At 71.8% G+C, this 14,906-nt stretch carries 9 protein-coding genes; 3 read left to right on the plus strand and 6 right to left on the minus strand.

Translation table 11 applies throughout. From position 1 onward, the window contains the following. Positions 1–340 precede the first annotated feature (340 nt). From IE311_RS04850 to IE311_RS04860, 3 genes are all read left to right on the plus strand, one after another. On the plus strand, positions 341–580 hold the full coding sequence (locus IE311_RS04850; RefSeq protein WP_189830265.1) for a chaplin: 240 nt from the start codon (positions 341–343) through the stop codon (positions 578–580). Between the two features lie 321 nt (positions 581–901). Next, entirely contained in the window at positions 902–2,431 is a 1,530-nt protein-coding gene (locus IE311_RS04855; RefSeq protein WP_189830347.1) for a molybdopterin-dependent oxidoreductase, read from the plus strand. 80 nt (positions 2,432–2,511) lie between these two features. After that, positions 2,512–3,159, plus strand: coding sequence for a fasciclin domain-containing protein (locus IE311_RS04860; RefSeq protein WP_189830266.1), 648 nt, complete (start codon positions 2,512–2,514; stop codon positions 3,157–3,159). Between the two features lie 159 nt (positions 3,160–3,318). Here IE311_RS04860 and IE311_RS04865 read toward each other — a convergent pair whose 3' ends face one another. From IE311_RS04865 to IE311_RS04890, 6 genes are all read right to left on the minus strand, one after another. Continuing rightward, positions 3,319–4,188, minus strand: a complete 870-nt coding sequence (locus IE311_RS04865) for a DUF4394 domain-containing protein (protein ID WP_189830267.1) — start codon at positions 4,186–4,188, stop codon at positions 3,319–3,321. 295 nt (positions 4,189–4,483) lie between these two features. Next, positions 4,484–7,672, minus strand: coding sequence for an eCIS core domain-containing protein (locus IE311_RS04870; RefSeq protein WP_229901731.1), 3,189 nt, complete (start codon positions 7,670–7,672; stop codon positions 4,484–4,486). Continuing rightward, a complete protein-coding gene (locus tag IE311_RS04875; RefSeq protein WP_229901732.1) occupies positions 7,669–9,792 on the minus strand; it encodes an ATP-binding protein in 2,124 nt (707 codons plus the stop codon). The genes IE311_RS04870 and IE311_RS04875 overlap by 4 nt, the downstream gene beginning before the upstream one ends. After that, entirely contained in the window at positions 9,789–11,036 is a 1,248-nt protein-coding gene (locus IE311_RS04880) for a DUF4255 domain-containing protein (RefSeq protein ID WP_189830269.1), read from the minus strand. The genes IE311_RS04875 and IE311_RS04880 overlap by 4 nt, the downstream gene beginning before the upstream one ends. Positions 11,037–11,043: 7 nt before the next feature. After that, positions 11,044–11,550: a hypothetical protein gene (locus IE311_RS04885; RefSeq protein WP_189830270.1), complete on the minus strand. Its 507-nt coding sequence runs from the start codon at positions 11,548–11,550 to the stop codon at positions 11,044–11,046. 95 nt (positions 11,551–11,645) lie between these two features. Continuing rightward, a complete protein-coding gene (locus IE311_RS04890) occupies positions 11,646–14,900 on the minus strand; it encodes a DUF6519 domain-containing protein (RefSeq protein ID WP_189830271.1) in 3,255 nt (1,084 codons plus the stop codon). Positions 14,901–14,906: the final 6 nt, after the last annotated feature.

A 14,906-nucleotide genomic window follows, 5' to 3' on the forward strand; every position in this document is an offset into this window, starting at 1 on the left:
GGGCGGCCTGGGACGGCCGTCGGGGGGCGGGGCGTCCATCGCATGCCGCTCCTTGTTTCGTCGCTCGTACGGGATCGGACCATCCTCGGAGACGGTCCGGTGTAGGGAACCTGTTCGTGTGTCGCGTGTTCTTCGGAGCGGACGGGGCTGCGGATGGGAGGGCTCTTCGTCACCTGTACCACCAGTGGTTGACCCCTTCGAGGGAAACGGCGGAACGGTGCCAAACCGGTGGGCGACCAGTCGCGAAGACGACATGCGAGGGGCCCCTCACCGGGAGACTCCTCGTCGGCCGCGCGGGCCCTCCGCGCGGCCGGCCATCCTCACAGGAGGTAGTGAAGACATGGTTCGTGTACGACGAGGTCTGGCTGTGGCACTGGCGGCCGGCGCGGTTGTGGTGGCGGGTGCGGCGGTCGCCTCCGCCGACGCCGGCGCTCAGGGCGTGGCCGCGTACTCGCCGGGCGTCGGCTCCGGCAACCTCATCCAGGTGCCCATCCACATCCCGGTCAACGCCTGCGGCAACACCGTCAGCGTCATCGGGCTGCTGAACCCGTCCTTCGGCAACACCTGCGTCAACGCCTGACCGTCCGCCGCGGGAAGATCCCCGGTCCGCCGCCGAGAAGTCGGGGTGGCGGGGGCCGGTGACCCGACGGCCCTGCGGGACGCGTTGACCGTGTCATCGATCCGGCCGGCCGGGTCTGCTGCGGGTGGCTGTCGGCAGCCACCCGCAGCACCCACGACCTCGGGGCGGGGGTGCCGGCCGCCTCCGTGGCTCCACCGTGACGGCGACACGGGCGAACAGTTCAACCCCTTCGAAGGTCGGACCAATCCGCAGGGTGAGGGCCACCGAATAGCGGGTGTGAGCAGCTTCCGCAGCAAACTCGTCCGCGCCGCACTCGGCGCCATGGCCGGCCTCCTGGCCGCCTTCACGGCTCTGGCCGTGGCCGAGCTGGTGGCCGGACTGGTGCGGCCTGCGGCAGGGCCCGTGACCGTCGTGGGCGGTGCGGTGATCGACCGCACTCCGGCCGCCGTCAAGGACTTCGCGATCCGCGCCTTCGGTGCGAACGACAAGATCGTCCTGCAACTCGGGATCCTCGCGGTTCTCGCCCTCTTCGCCGTCGCCTTGGGCATCCTCGCCCTGTCTCATCGGCGCGCGGGTGCCGTCGGCGTGTTGCTGTTCGGGATCGTGGGGGCCGCAACCGCCCTCAGCCGGCCCGACACCACCGGCGCCGGCGACGTACTTCCCTCCGCCGTCGGGTCGGTCGCGGGAGCCCTCGTCCTCTGTGTCCTGGCGTGGAAAGCCGTACCCATGCCTGCCCACGCCGACCAGGAGGGCGCCGGAGGGTGGAGCCGGCGCAACTTCCTCACGGCGGCCGGTGTGACCGCCGTGGCGGCGGCCTCAGCCGGTGCACTGGGCCGGTTCTTCACCGGCAGGCAAGGACAGGGCGCCGTCGCCTCCCGCGAGGGCCTGGTACTTCCGGCGCCTTCCTCCCCGGCCCCCGCACTCCCGGCCGGCGTTCAGCTCAAGGTTCCCGGGATCACCACCTTCACGACCCCCAACTCCGGCTTCTACCGCGTCGACACCGCACTGACCGTGCCCAAGGTCGACGCGGGAACGTGGCGGCTGCGGATCCATGGCAAAGAGGTCACCCGGCCGCGCACCTACACCCTCGACCAGCTCCTGGCGCGCCCGCTGATCGAACGCGACATCACCCTGACGTGTGTGTCGAACGAGGTGGGCGGCCCGTACGTCGGCAACGCCCGCTGGCTGGGCGTCCCCCTCGCCGACCTCCTCAAGGAGGCGGGCGTCCGGCCCCCCTCGAAAGGTGGCACCGCGGACCAGTTGGTGGCGCGCTCGGTGGACGGCATGACGCTCGGCTCCCCGGTCGAGGACGTCATGGACGGCCGCGACGCGATGCTCGCCGTCGGCATGAACGGCGAACCGCTCCCTTTCGACCACGGCTTTCCCGTCCGGATGCTCGTCCCCGGCCTGTACGGCTACGTGTCGGCCTGCAAGTGGATCGAGTCCATCGAGCTCACCACCTTCGACGCCTACGACCCGTACTGGGTGAAACGCCGGTGGGCCCGTAGGGCACCGATCAAGACCCAGTCCCGCATCGATGCACCCAAGCCCTTCGCCCGCCCGGCCGCCGGCACCGTCACCGTCGCCGGCGTCGCCTGGGCCCAGCACCGCGGCATCACCCGCGTGCAGATCCGCATCGACGACGGGCCCTGGCAGGACGCCGACCTTGCCGCCCAGGCCGGCACGGACACCTGGCGCCAGTGGTCCTACCGCTGGAAGGCCACCCCCGGCGGACACAACCTCACCGTCCGCGCCACCGACGGCACCGGCCAGGACCAGACGGAACAGCGCACCCGGACCATCCCCGACGGAGCGAGCGGCTGGCACAGCGTGTTCGTGACCGTCACCTAGACCACCCGGCCGGCAGCAGGCCACACCGGGCAGCACCACCAGACCAACACCCTCCAGAAACCCCTTCCAAGGAGCCACTCATGACCAGCATGAAGATCCGTCGCACTGCCATCGCCGTCGCAGCGGCAGCCCTGCTGCCGTTCTCGCTGGCAGCGTGCTCCGACTCCGACAGCGGATCCAAGGCCGCGCCGTCCAGCGCGGCGGGCGACGAGGCGAAGACCAGCGCGACGCCCACCGAGGACGCGAAGACCGACGACCAGCCCTTCGGCCCCGCCTGTTCCGGCGTACCGAAGGAGGGGGCGGGCTCGTTCGACGGCATGGCCAAGGACCCCGTAGCGACCGCCGCGTCCAACAACCCGGCCCTGTCGACCCTGGTCACCGCCGTCAAGAAGGCCGGCCTCGTCGACACCCTCAACAACGCGCAGAACATCACCGTGTTCGCGCCGACCAACGAGGCCTTCGCGAAGATCCCGAAGGCGGACCTCGACAAGGTCCTGGCCGACAAGGCCATGCTCACCAAGATCCTCACCTACCACGTGGTCGGCCGGAAGCTGGCCCCGAAGCAGCTGGAGAACGGCTCCTTCGAGACCCTCCAGAAGGGAATGCTCACCACCAAGGGCTCCGGCGAGGAGTTCAACGTCAACGCCTCCTCCCAGGTCGTCTGCGGCAACGTGCCCACCGCCAACGCCACCGTCTACATCGTCGACACCGTCCTCATGCCGAAGTAACGCAGCCCTCCCGCAGCGGCAACCGCCTCTGCCCCGTACCCCTTTCGTGAGGAAGGGGTACGGGGCCACGTGATGAGAGCACCTCGCGCGAGGGCAAGCCGCAGGCCCGCGCTCGCGCACCATCTCAAGGGCGCGGGCGCGGGCACAGCGGGGGCGGGGCTACTTCTGGTTGATGGGCAGGGCCAGGTCGGTGACCTGGTACGTGGCCGGGAAGGCGCCCTTGCTGGTGGCCTTGCCGGTCAGCACGTCGACCGCGTAGAGGCGGTAGGACCCACCGCTTCCGATGGCGGCGAAACCGTGGTTCGTGCCGACGGCCGGGTTGTAGTAGATGTCGAATCCGGCGTCGAGAGCGGCGTCCACACCCAGGTTGCCGGTGGGTGCCAGGGTGCCGGCGTTGGCAGGAGACTGCAGTGCGATCCGATCGGCCATCGTGTCCAGGTCGAACAGGGTCGTCGCTGTGGCGGCGTTGAGGTCGTTGTTCGTGTAGGCGGCGCCGGTGACGCCCATGGCGGTCGACGGCGGCACGGTCGGGTTGGTGAGGGTGCCGTCGACGGTCGTGGTCAGAGGAGCGGCCGCGTCGTCGATGTTGTGGCGCAGGTTCTGGCCGGTGTCGGAGATGACCCGGAGCCGGTTGGCGGCGGGGTTGAAGTCCACGCCGAACGCGCTGCCGGCCAGCGCGACGGTGAGCTGGGAGACCTTCCTGGCCTTGGCATCGGTGGTGTTCAGGGTGTAGATGCCGCCCTTGTCGCCGACGCCGTACAGCTTCTCGTTCTGGACGCGGAAGTCGATCCCGACAAGCTTGGTGTCGCCGGACAGCCCGGAGACCTTGCCCAGCGACCAGCCCTTGTTCGGCTTGTTCACGTCGAACTCGACGAGGCGCTGGTCGCCGGTCAGGCCGATGGCGTGCAGGGCCTTGTGGTGGGCCGCGGGCTGCGTCTGCGGTGCGGTACTGGGCGCGGCCAGCGCGGGCGCCGCGCACAGGGCGGCGAGAACGGCCGCGGTGGCGGCGGTCATGGTGCGGTTGCGCATGCTCACTCCTTCATCAGGTCCTTGGGCCAGGGAGGCCGAGGGCTTGTGAGGGGTTCGTCACCGCCGTCACAGCGGACCGGTGCCGTCGGCGGATGCCACCCGCATGGCGCAGCAGACGCCACCCCGGCCGCGCCGACCGGGTGGCAGTCCCGCGCGTCGCCTCGTCTCCGACGTGGTGCGCCGCCCACGGCGGATGTACGCGGGAACGCGCGCGTTCTGAGGAGGGCCGAGGATCGCGACACCCCGTACTTCGCTGACGGACGGCGACGGAGTGCGACGCCGCAGGTCCATACACCTAGAACCCCAGGCCAGATCGGACTTGGCCCGCCACACGGTTCGCCAGGGCGGTCACGTCGATCTGGGGGACGATCCACTGGATGTCACGTGCCTCGGGGAGGCGGAGTGGCTGGTCCGACTGGTAGTGGAACGGGGCGATCATGCCGAACTCCAGGCCGGTCGCGTACGAGTACGACGCGAGCTGGTAGGGGAAGCGCCAGGTTCCGCCGACCGCCGCCTCGATGACGATGTCCGCCTCGATACGGAGGGTCAGGACGGGCTGCACACTGATGCGGGCCAGCGTGTCGAAGGTCAGGACACCTTTCGCGTACGCGAGGCGGGCCGAGGCGTCCAGCCCGCCGCGCAGCAGCACACCGCCGGTCAGGGTGATCCCGCCGGTGGCGCTCGCGATGGCCACGGAAGCCCCGATGCCTGCACGGACGAACATCTCCAGGCCCGCTTCCGCCGGGATCACCAGCCGTGCCTCCGCAGCGAGTTCGGCGTTCATCTCCTCTTCGAGGGGGTTGAACGCGCCGCGGATCACCATGTCGCGGAGCTCGCCGGGCCCGAAGTGGTAGTGCACGGCCAGCCCGCCGCCGATACGGGCGACAAGCCCGACCGCCCCGATGCCCAGCGGGATCGCGAAGATGGGGATGTCCGGCAGGCTGTGCCGGAACAGCTCGTACCGTGCGCCCCGGGGTTCGAGGAAACGATAAGGGGGGAATCGGAGTTCACCCGAGACACGGAGCTTGCGGTCCCGGCCGTACTCGACGCCGACGGTGCCGACGAGACCCGGTCGGATGGTCAGGCTGCCGGTGCCACGGCCGCTGATCCGGCCGTCCTCGTCCAGGTGGGCGTCGAGCCGTCCGGCGAACCGGCCGCGCTTCAGCTCGACGGATCCGTCCCCGCTGAAGTTGCCGTCGCGGTAGCGCAGCGCGATCTCGCCCTCGGCCCCGAGCAGCGCGAAGGTCGTACGGGCGGAGCCGGTCACGCGCTCGCCGTCGTACGTCAGCGCGATGTCCACCGGCCGCAGCCCCGGGACCTTGAGGGTCGCCTCGCCGCCGTAGAGGATGCGGTCCCCGGATCTGCGGACGGTCAGCTTCGCGGGGCTTTCGCCGGGCAGCACCGCTTGGATCCAGCCGCCGACCCGCCAGACGTCGCCGTTGACGTCGAGCCGCACCTCGCCGCCGCGTACGAGTCCGGACGTCCGGGAGGCGCGAGCCACGAAGAAGCCGGTCAGCCCGGTCGCGGGTCGGTACTCCAGGTTCCCGGTCGCCTCGTCGAGACCCGGGATCCGCCCGACGAGCCGGCCCTTGGCGAACAGCCCCTGCGCGTCCGCGCCCGCCTCGATCCGCCCGTCGACCACCGAGCCGAGGACGAAGGCGACATGGCCGCCGGCCTGGAACGTGGGAGCGAGGCTCAGGGTGAGCGCGGACTCGGTGACCTTGAAAGGCGGCAGCGACAGCTTCTCCGCGGGCGCCTGGACCGAGCCGCGCAGCCCGCTGCGGTCCCATTCGACGGTGATGGGGACCCGGGACAGCAGCGGCACACTGGGCGTCAGCGTCCCGCGCCCGGCCAGCCCCTCCTCCGTGGTGGCGAGGGTGAGCCTCCCTCTTGACAGGTACGGGTACAGGAAGTGGACCTCCTGCCTGCCTCCCCGCAGTGACAGCCTGCCGGTCGTGAACGGGTCCTTGACGTCGAGCGTGAGCTGCTTGTCCTTCGGGTCCGGAATGGTGATGGGCAGTCGGCTGCCCTTCCGTACCGCATGGTCGGTGGCGTCGTCGATCCAGGCGGTGACCGTGTGCGTGCTCTTGCCCGACGACGGGCGGTTCAGGTTCTCCAGCATCACGCCCGCGATCAGCTCCCGGGCGGCCCGGTTCTCCGGGACGGGGCTGTTCCGGATCTCGTCGCGACCGTCGGCGGTCGGCTTCTCCGGCACCCGCAGGCGGTAACTGCTCGGGCCGCTGACCAGGGGATAGTCCTTGTACGCGGCCCAGGCGTCGGCCGCGTTCCTCCGGTCCTGTGCGCTGGGCCGCCTGCCCTCCTTCAGATCGGCCTCGGCGGTGAAGTGCACCTGGAGCGCGGTCATCGCCTTGCGCGTCGTGAACGGTGGGGGCAACGGCTGCACCGGCTTGGTGTACGCGCTCGACTCCTCGGCGCTGCCGAACCACAGGATCACCTGCCGGGGCCGCTTGCGCCCCAGGGCGTGCAGCTGCTTGGAGACGGACGTGGCGGCTTCCTGCACCTCGAGGCCGATCGTGCTCCCGCTGTTCATGTTGTCGGGGCCGTCGTGCGGGGCCAGGTTGTCGGGCACATTGGTGCCGCCGAGCTGGAGCTCGACGATGTGGTCGATCTGCGACTGCACCGAGTCGACACGCGGGTTGAAATCCGCGCCCTTGACGTGGGCGTCCCCGCCCGCCTCCTGCCACCACACGGTGGCCTGATCGCGGGGCCACTGCATGCGCAGCAGCCAGAGCCTGCGCAGCTCCGTCGTGGGTGCCCGCTTCTCCCAGAGACCCGAACTCGGATGGCTCCCGGACATGTTCACCACCGCCTGCAGGCCCTTCTCCTTGGCGATGGCGTCGTACGTGTCCTTCCACGGGCCCTTGGTCCTGGGCAGGACGAACGCGCCCATGTTGACGCGGACCATGTCCTCAGGGTCCCCGGGGGAGCGCTGCTCCTCCGTGATGGTGCGCTGCTTCCCCGCGTACGTGACCGTGTACGGGTCCTCCAGCTGGGTCCAGCTCATGTCCGCGCGGCCCAGGAACGGCCCGGACGCCCGCTCCCAGCTCCATCCGGCCGGCAGTGGCTCGCCCCGCCCGTGGTACGTCGCCGCCGCGTGAGCCTGGTCCTCCAGTCGGGCGTCGGCGGCCGGCGGGGCGACCGACGGATCGGTCCGCAGGAAGCCGGGTGCCCCGGGGGCGCCGCCGTGCTGGGCGACATGCGCGAGTTCGTGCGCGATCAGGGACCGGCCGCGGCGCGACAGCGGATCGTACGCTCCGTGGGAGAAGACCACGTCGTTGCCCACGGTGTAGGCGAGAGCGCCGAGTTCACCCGTCGCCCGGTCCGCCTCGGGCCCGACGTGGACGCGTACGGGGGAGAAGTCGTGCCCGTAGCTGGTGGAGAGCTGGTCCCGCACCCCTGGTTCGAGGGGCGCGCCGCCTCCCTGGAGCCCCGAGGCGGCGGTGCTGTGCTCGCCGGCGGTCATGACGGGAGCCAGCCGCGGGTCTCGTGGGCGGCCAGCGGGCGTTCCAGTTTGTCGCATTCGATGCGGGCGGCGTCGAGGACATGGTGCATGCCCACCGGTTCGCCCTCGTCGGCGGCGAGGAACGCGGCGTGCATCGCGAGCTGGGCGATCGTGCCGCCGCTGACAGCCAGTTGGGCCAGCCGCACGGGGTCGAGCCCCTCGGTGGGCACGCCCGCCGGGAACGCCCCCGCCCACAGGCGGGTGCGCTGCTCCGCGTCCGGGAAGGGGAACGTCACGACGAACCTCATCCGGCGGACGAAGGCGGGGTCGATGGCCTCGCGGGTGTTCGTGGTGAGGATCGCGATGCCGCGGTACGTCTCGAGGCGTTGCAGCAGGTACGAGACCTCCAGGTTGGCGTACCGGTCCCGGCTGTCCCGCACCTGGGTGCGCTTGGCGAACAGCGCGTCACCCTCGTCGAACAGGAGCACCGACCCGTTCTCGGCGGCTTCGAACAGCCTGGCCAGGTGCTTCTCGGTCTCGCCGATGTACTTGCTGACCACCTGGCTGAGGTCCGCGGCGACCACGTCGAACCCCAGCTCGTGGGCGACGGCCTCGGCGGCCGTGGTCTTGCCGGTGCCGCTGGGCCCGGCGAACAGCGCGGTGACCGCGAGGCCACGGTCGCGCTCGCCGTACCCCCACTCGCCGTGGACGCGGCGGCGTCGACGGACGTGCGCGAGGAGCGCGCGCAGGGAGCGGGTCGCCTGGTCGGGCAGGACCAGCTCGCCGAGCCCGGCGATCGGCCGGCGTACCGTCGCGAGGCCGTGCAGGGGGCGCTCGGCGATCGCCCGGCAGACGGCGGAGACGGCCGAGACGTCGGGCCGGTCGACCCTCGGGAGGTCCCCGCCGGAGCCCGCGGGCGCCGGGCCTCCCGCCACCGGATCCGGACCGCAACGCTCGGTCCCGGGCCCTTCCGTCCGCGGCCCTTCCGTCTCGGGTCTGTCCGTTGCCGGTCCCTCCGACACCGGTCCTGCCGATACCGGCCCCGCCGTCCCCCGGCCGTCGGCCAGTCGGCCGGACCGCTGGACGGCGAGCGCGATGCCCGCCGGGGTGAGCGGATGCCGGTCGGCGAGTTCGGCCGCGTCGTCCTCCAGGCGGGCCTCGCGCAAGGCCCCGGCGAACAGGACGCGCCGTTCCGACGCCGTGGCGGCCGGCAGCCGCAGCACCGGCAGATCGCTCCCGGCGGGTGCCTCGTCGGCCGACAGCACCGTCGGTACGCCGAGCGGCACACCGGCGGTCAGCAGTCGCAGGCAGCGCGCCAGGGATGCGGCGGTGCCCTCGACGAGCAGCAACCGCAGTCCGAGCCCCGCCTCGCGGGCGAGCAGCCGCGCGAGGGTGTCCGTGGAGGGTGCGGTGTCCGGCAGGTCGTCGCCGTCGACGACGAGTACGGTCAGTCCGATCCGCTCGGCGGCGTCGACGACGGCCTGCCGCCGGGTGAGCCGGTCCTCGCCGGTGAGCAGGCAGCCCTCGGTGCCGGGTGCGGGACGGACGAGCGCGGCCAGGGACGCCACGACCGCGCCCTGCCCGGGGGCCAGCCGGCACACGGAGGACACCAGCCGGCCGCGTCCGGCGAGACGGTCGTCCATGGTGTCCGCTCCCAGCAGGGCGTGCAGGATGCGCTCGTCGACGGCGAGGGGCAGTTGGGAAAGGCCCCCGAACTCGGCGGGAGGCAGCTGGGCCGGTACGTCGAGGAGGCGCCAGCCGCGCAGCGGGGCGTCCGGCAGCAGGGCACTCCAGTGCGGGTCGGACAGGCCGGCCAGGGCGCGGGCGAAGGTAACGGGTCCTTTCGCCGCCGGGAGGCCGAGCTCCGGGGCGGCCACCGCGATCAGCACGTCCCGTTCGAACGCGGTGAGGGCGAACAGCCCGCAGAGCCGGTCGAGGCCCGTCTGCCGCCCCGTCGTCTCCCGTACCTCGGCGGCGAGCAGTTCGGCGGCTCGGGCGGGTTCGTCGGCGTCGTCGGGGCGGGCGTCGAGGCGGGCCGCCGCTGCGGAGGCCGCGAGGGCGAGACAGCGCTGGTTGTCGCGGGCCCAGACGCGATCGCGGTCGGCCGCGTCGAGCGGAGGCTTGGTGTCGGAGAGGGTCACAGGGTCACCACCGGGAGCACGTACAGGCCGTTGGGGTCCAGGGGCGGGAGGCTGCGCGCGCCACCCACCTCGAGCGTGACGCGGTACGGGCCCGCCGGGACGTCCTTCACCTTGAAGTCGACCTGGGCGGCGGGCGGATCGCCCGCTTCGAGGTCGGCAGGGAGGGCGAGCGCCACCGCCGAGCCCGGTGTCGTGGCGTCGAGGAGCAGCCGCACACGGTTGCCGTGCGCGACCGGCGGGGTCACGTCGGCGGTGACGGTTCCCGTACGCAGTCCCGGCTGACCGCCGGCGGTCGTGGCGGCGGAGACCGTGCCGAGGGTGGGGACCACCATCACCACGACCGGGGCACTGACCTGCGCGAGGCGGGTCGTCGACAGGGCGGCGTCCGCCGGCGGGCCGCTTCTGCGGACGGCGAGGCGGCGCGGGCCCGGGGTGAGCGTCGGGGCCGTCAGCACCAGATGGGTGTCGTCGACGACGGTGACGCCGGAGGCGGGCACGCCGTCGACGAGGACCTCGCTGGTTTCGCCCTCCCGCGCGGCGAGGGCGTGACCGTGCAGGTGGACGTCGGGCATCGGGCTGGCGGCCCGGACGGGAGCCCCTCTGCCCTCGGGTCCGGCGGCGCCGTCCAGTCGGGGCCGGACGAAGGGCGCGGCACCGGCGAGGAGGGTGCGGACCGGGAGCACGGCTCCGGGGTCGCCGTCGGCGTCGACGAGCACGGGGCCGGCGACCACGGCGAGCGTGACCGTGAAGGACCCGGGCGGGTAGAGGGCCCAGAATCGGGTCAGTTCGTCGGTCGACAGCGCCTCGGATGTGACGCGGACCGGCTCGTCGGCCTCGGCCAGGTCGTTGCCGTCGATCTCGGGGTGGTCGGCCAGCGCTTCGGCGAGCAGGGCGGGGGTCAGTGTCGGTTGGCCGTGCAGAGCCGCCGCCGTCCTGGCCAGCAGCTGCTGGACCTCCCACTCCGTGTTCCCCCGGAAGGTGAACAGGTAGTGCAGGTCGAGCGCGGCCCTCGGCTTCTGCCGCAGATGCCCGGCGGACGAGCGGGTGGGTAGATCGGCCAGGGAGAGGGTCGGGTTGCGGGTGACCCGGTACAGATGGACGCCGACGCGGGCGTTGTCCCCCGAGCCGTCGAGCGGCCCGGGGGCGACGACCGGCCCCGGGGTGATGTCGAGCCGCTCCATGGCCGTCTGTACGAGGGTGGTCAGGGCGGCGGTGACGGTCGGCACTGCCAACGCGTTGCTCATCGGGGCCTCACACCAGCTTGCCGAGGTCGTCGAGCTCGTCACGCCACTGCTCGATGCCTTGCATCAGCATGTCGGTGCAGCGGGTGGCGCCCTCCTCGTCGTCGCTGAGCGAGACTCGCAAGGTCTCGAGCGTGTCCCTGAGCACGGTGTCGTACTCGGCCGCGTTCTGGACCGCCTCCGCGTGGAAGACGCCTTCGGTCCGCTCGCGTTCGGCCCGGTCGGCTTCCAGGGCGGTACCGGCGTCCTCGGCGAGCTGGTCGAGGGAGTGCGTGATCCGGTCGAGGACGTCGGCCAGGGCGTCCTCGATCACGTCCCCGACATCGGTCCGGATCTCCGCGAGCCTCGGCACGACCACCACCGTCCCGCGACGCAGACGGTCGAGGTCGAGGCCCGGGTTGGCCTTGCGGACGGCGCGTACGGCCCGCACGGTCGCCGCCTTGGACGTTCTGGCCTTCAGCAGCCGGGCCACCAGGGCGGCGACGGTCTTGTCCTTGTCGACGACGATGATCGGCATCGGTCGGGTCCTTCCAGCGGGGGAGCGGGTACGGGGCGGAGCGGCCGGTCCTTCGGGGGCGTACGTCGCAGCGGCGAGTACGCCCCCGTCGACCGTCAGAACACGTTCGTCAGGTTGAGCGGCTCCCACTTCGGGTCGAGGCCGCCGTCGGCCGTGATGCCGCCGCTCGTCACGTTGCCGAGCACGGCGAGCCGCCCGTGGTAGACCGCCAGGCGCAGCGACGGATTGCCGCCCTTGGCGCGATTGGCGTTTACGGTGGCGGAGAAGGCGGACACCATGGCCGCGGGCGAAACGATCGGGTCCGCTTCCGTGACGGGGTGCTGGCGGAACTGGTTGGCCGACAGCACGAGGTCCCCGTCCACGGTGATCCGGGCCGCGGGCTCCCGGCGACCGCCGGTGACGGTGTTCGTGGAGACGATCGCGCTGATGTCGTACGTGGTGTGGGTGAAGGCGGTGCCCCGGCCGATGAGGTACGAGACGCCGTCGTCGACGACGGAGACGTAGCGGCCGATGCGCGCCGAGCGCCAGCTGAAGTTGTGGTCTGCCTGGTTCTCGTCGGGGTCGTCCCCCACGAGGAGGCCGGTCCAGGGGGCGCTCGGGTCGTCCTCGACGTCCGCGGCGGACCGGCGGCAGACGTTGCCCTCGATGGTGGTGCGGGCGAAGACGGAGACGTGGACGCCGAGGCAACGCTGCCCGCTTTCGGGATCCTCCAGTCCCACGCCCTCCACGGTGTTGCCGCTGACCCGGGACTCCCGGCAGGCGAGCACGGCCACGCCCGTCTTGCGGTCGATCTCGTCGTCGCCGTCGCCGTCGTCGTCGGGCGAGAGGTCCACGGTGCCGACGCCGACGACCGTGTTGGACTCGACCAGGGCGTGGGCGGCCCCGACGACACGGATGCCATCCAGGTACGTGGGGTACGAGTCGAACTCCGAGGTGGCGAGGTTCCTGACGGTGTTGCCGACGACGACGGCGCCCGCGGCCCGGCCGCGCCCGGTGACCACGATGCCCTCTTCGGCCCGGTCGACGACGTTGTGCGACACGTCGAGGTCGCCGACCGGCGCCCTGACGGCGACGCCCGCACCGCCGACGCCGCGCACCTGGTTTCCCGTCACACGGGTGGGGCCGCGCAGCACACCGGACTCCGCAGCCTGTACGACGATCCCGTCGGAGCCGCGGTCCACGGCCTGCGGGGTGCCGGTGACCGTGTTGTCCCGGACGGTGTATCCGCCCGGGGCGACGACGATGCCGTCCCCGTCGACGTGGAGGTGGTTGCCCGTCAGCTCGACCGACGCGCCCTTGGCCACGGCGCCGAGCAGTCGCAAGCCGACCTGCCGCCCGCTCAGCACCGTGTTGTCCCGCACCGTGTTGCCGAGCAGATGGGCGGTGCCGTCGCCGAACAGGACGCCGGTCCTGCGGCACACCAGCAGGTTGCCGCTGATCTCCAGGTCCGCCGTCAGCAGGCGGACACTGTCGTCGTCGTTCTCGTGCGCCGAGGAGACACCGAGGTTGCCGACCAGGTCGCAGTCCTGAACCCGTGTGCGCAGACAGATCCCGGACAGTTCGAACGCGGGATACGGGTTTCCGCTTCCGTTGTGGTGACCGCCGCCGGCCATCAGCACGGTCAGCCGGCGCGCGGTGAACTCGGCGGTGGTCCTGAGCCGGATCCCCGGGTTGTTGCCCGCGGACACGAGCGCGAAGTCCTCCAGGGTGAGGAACGCCGAACGGCGTACGTCGAAGCCGCCGTTCGTGCCGATGATCACCGTGCCGGGGCCCTGTCCCCTGACCCGTACCGACCGCGCGCCGTCGATGCGGACGACGTCCTCCATGCCGAGGTGGTAGACACCCGCCGCGAGACAGACCGTGCCGCCGGAGGAGGACAGGGTGTCCACCGCCGCCTGGATCGTCATGGCTCCGTTGGCGTGCGACTCGGGGGTGACGCAGATCGTGCAGTCTCCGCACTCCCCGTCGCACGAGGGCCACAGCTCGCGGCAGTCGTACCGGACACTGGCGGGGAACTCGACCACGGCGAGTCGCGCGTAGTGGTGGTGGATGCCCGACGGCGGTGCTTCCACCAGGCGTTCGACCGTCGAGGAGGCCGTGCGCGCGGTGAAGATCCAGTGGTCGCCGGTACGGAACTCGCCGTCGGGCGCGTCGAGAGCGACGGTGACGCCGTGCTCCAGGACGACGGCCACCTTCCCCGGAGGCACGGTGATGACGCCGGGTGAGTCGGCGTCGTCGAGGTTCTGCAGCTCGGCGCCGTCGGCGTTCTTGATCCGGCCCGCCTGGTCCCAACGGCGGATGCGTAGGTTCCGTCGGACCGCGTCCCCGGTCGTGGTGGGCAGATCGGGAGGAAGGGCGGGGCTGAAGGAGATCGTCCCGTCGCCGTGCACGGTGTCGATCCTGCGCATTTCACCGGTCGCGCCGTCGAGTTCCCGATGGTCGTCGAGGATCTCCACCCAGTCGTTCTCGCGCAGCCCGAGCATCGTGTCGCGGCCCAGGTGCTCGGGGCGCAGCCGGTCGGGCGCCACGATCTCGACGACCCGCACGGCGACCGAACCGTTGTCGCGGGACCACTTGAACGTGGCGGTGCCGGCGGCTCCCTTCTCGTGGATCTCGACCCGATAGGTCTGGTTCTCCAGGCCCCGGTAGTCGCCGCTGGGTGGTAGCGCACACGGATTGTCCGCGGCGGCCACGCTCACGGTGCCGGTGGTGAGCCGGCCGGCGGACGGGGCGATGAGCTCGGCCCAGCCAGGGATGTCCTCGTCCCTGGTGGCGCAGCTGATGCCGGGGGTGTCCGGTTCATGCACCCGGACCTGCCACACGGTCTGGGTGCGGGCCGTGGTGTCGACACCCACGGCCTCCTCGATCAGATCGGGTGCCTGAAGCGGTGTGACCTCGCGCTGCCACACGTCGAGGTAGACCAGGTGGGTGCCGCTGGTGGGCAGCCCTCTCTGCGTGGGCAGATACGGCTGACGGTCGTACGGCGTGTCCTGCGGGCGTACGGGCCCGGCGAGCAGCGGGTCGAACGCTGTTCCGTCACCCGTGCCGTGGTTCTCCGCGAGCAGCCCGTCGACGTACATCCGGCCACGGCCGATGACCAGTCCGTCGGCCGCGACCGCGGCCGTGATCTTGAAGGCGTCGGGTGTCGTCCGGGGTACGACGGCCACGCCGGACGACCCCTCCACGACCCCGGTGGTGCCGAGGTCGGCGGCGGCTGCGCGCAGCCTACGGTCGACGATCGAAACGAACTCGTTCCAGTCGGAGTCGAGCAGCAGCCGGCCCTGCTGCATCACGACGCCGGAGTGGTCGCGCAACGCGTCGAACCGCACGCGGCTCAGATCGGCTCCCATGGGGAG

It is taken from the genome of Streptomyces zaomyceticus (assembly GCF_014656215.1).
In the GTDB taxonomy this organism is placed as follows: domain Bacteria; phylum Actinomycetota; class Actinomycetes; order Streptomycetales; family Streptomycetaceae; genus Streptomyces; species Streptomyces zaomyceticus.

Bases quoted from the DNA above. Each gene is read 5' to 3' on its own strand.
- IE311_RS04850 (WP_189830265.1), top strand. From the start codon at position 341: ATGGTTCGTGTACGACGAGGTCTGGCTGTGGCACTGGCGGCCGGCGCG.
- IE311_RS04855 (WP_189830347.1), top strand. From the start codon at position 902: ATGGCCGGCCTCCTGGCCGCCTTCACGGCTCTGGCCGTGGCCGAGCTG.
- IE311_RS04860 (WP_189830266.1), top strand. From the start codon at position 2,512: ATGACCAGCATGAAGATCCGTCGCACTGCCATCGCCGTCGCAGCGGCA.
- IE311_RS04865 (WP_189830267.1), bottom strand. From the start codon at position 4,188: ATGCGCAACCGCACCATGACCGCCGCCACCGCGGCCGTTCTCGCCGCC.
- IE311_RS04870 (WP_229901731.1), bottom strand. From the start codon at position 7,672: ATGACCGCCGGCGAGCACAGCACCGCCGCCTCGGGGCTCCAGGGAGGC.
- IE311_RS04880 (WP_189830269.1), bottom strand. From the start codon at position 11,036: ATGAGCAACGCGTTGGCAGTGCCGACCGTCACCGCCGCCCTGACCACC.
- IE311_RS04885 (WP_189830270.1), bottom strand. From the start codon at position 11,550: ATGCCGATCATCGTCGTCGACAAGGACAAGACCGTCGCCGCCCTGGTG.
- IE311_RS04890 (WP_189830271.1), bottom strand. From the start codon at position 14,900: ATGGGAGCCGATCTGAGCCGCGTGCGGTTCGACGCGTTGCGCGACCAC.